At 44.9% G+C, this 1,517-nt stretch carries 1 protein-coding gene; it reads left to right on the forward strand.

The annotated features are described in order from the left end of the window. Positions 1–560: 560 nt before the first annotated feature. Complete coding sequence (locus QZT26_RS17580; RefSeq protein WP_164994609.1) at positions 561–1,376, forward strand: alpha/beta hydrolase; 816 nt, start codon at positions 561–563, stop codon at positions 1,374–1,376. The last annotated feature ends 141 nt before the right edge of the window (positions 1,377–1,517 follow it).

The raw sequence follows: 1,517 nt of genomic DNA on the forward strand, positions 1-1,517 counted from the left end.
GTAAGAAGCACCATATCGCGGGAGAAACAAATTAAGGGTGGCTCAAGGGCTAAAAAAACAGAATTAATTAATGGAATGAATGCAGGATGGAAGGATCTCTATTACGGTTTATGAGGTTGCTTCGGAAAAGACCCTCGCAATGACAAGCTGATACCCTTGTAATGACAAAATAAGTCACCAGTCATCATGTTTAATTTGCAACACCCAGAAACTATGAAAATGGGTTTATAGCCATATCATATTGCAGTACATGTACTTGAGCTATTTTTTGTAGTCTTATTTTCGAGCCAGATGACTGGTTTGGCAGGTTTAATTGTAATTTAGATGCATCAGGTTGTGTGTTTGGATGCTACGTCGACGCAGCAAATGATGAGATAATAAAAGGAGGTATTCCGAAAGACTGATCACTTGGGAATAAACAACTTACCGGCAAAAATGATATTAGGGAATATGCTTAGAAGTCTTCGTAAATAACTTGAACAGATTAAAAGACCGCTGTATCGCAGATGCACGGTTAGCAAAGAGACATTATATAATCAAACACGGGAAAGGAGTATATCATGCAAGGCAACGAGTTGATAGAAGTTGATACAAACGTCCGTCTCCACATACGGGACTGGGGGCAAGGCAAGACAATCGTGTTCATTCCCGGATGGCCACTAAGCCTTGAGATGTATGAGTATCAGTTTACGCAGTTGCCTAAGCATGGTTATCGTTGCGTGGGTATTACGCTGCGCGGCTTCGGTAAATCGTCCAAACCCTGGGGAGAATATACCTATGATGTCTTTGCGGATGATGTCAGGAAGGTGCTTGAGGCGCTTGACCTGCGCGACGTCACACTGGCCGGTTTTTCAATGGGTGGTGCTATTGCCCTGCATTACATGGCCCGCCACAAGGGAGAGAGAGTATCAAAACTGGCTCTCTTTGGTGCGGCAGCACCGAGCTTCGTCAAAAGACATGGTTTCCAATACGGCCTGGAGTCGGCAGCCGTTAATGGTTTTATAGAGTTGTGCTATGCAGATAGAGCAAAGCTTAATGAGGATTTTGGCAAAATCTTTTTCCGCAGCGAGAATGCAGTGAGTCCGAAGCTTGGCGAGTGGTTTCACAATATGGGAATGGAAGCATCTCCTCATGCTACCGCAGCCAGTCTTATTGCACTGCGGGATACTGATCTGCGTGGTGACATGGCAAAGGTCAACGTGCCGACTATGATTTTACACGCCACGCAGGACAAGATATGCCTTTTTGAACTGGCGGAAGCAATGGCGGCAGGAATTAAGGGGGCAAAACTGATAGGATTCGAGAAAAGCGGGCATGCCCTGTTCTACGAAGAGAAAGAGAAGTTCAACAAGGAGCTTGCGAACTTTGTTGGCTAATGCGGTATGTTTTAGCGGATGTTCACCCCAAGTCAAAAAACAAAAGTGCCGTAAAAGCCTTATATTTATTGGCTTTTACGCCGAACAGCAAGCTTTTTTCTAGTGACTACCCGTATGTTCCGGCTTGGCAATACTTCTGGC

This window comes from uncultured Candidatus Kuenenia sp. (genome assembly GCF_900696675.1).
GTDB classification, from domain to species: domain Bacteria; phylum Planctomycetota; class Brocadiia; order Brocadiales; family Brocadiaceae; genus Kuenenia; species Kuenenia stuttgartiensis_A.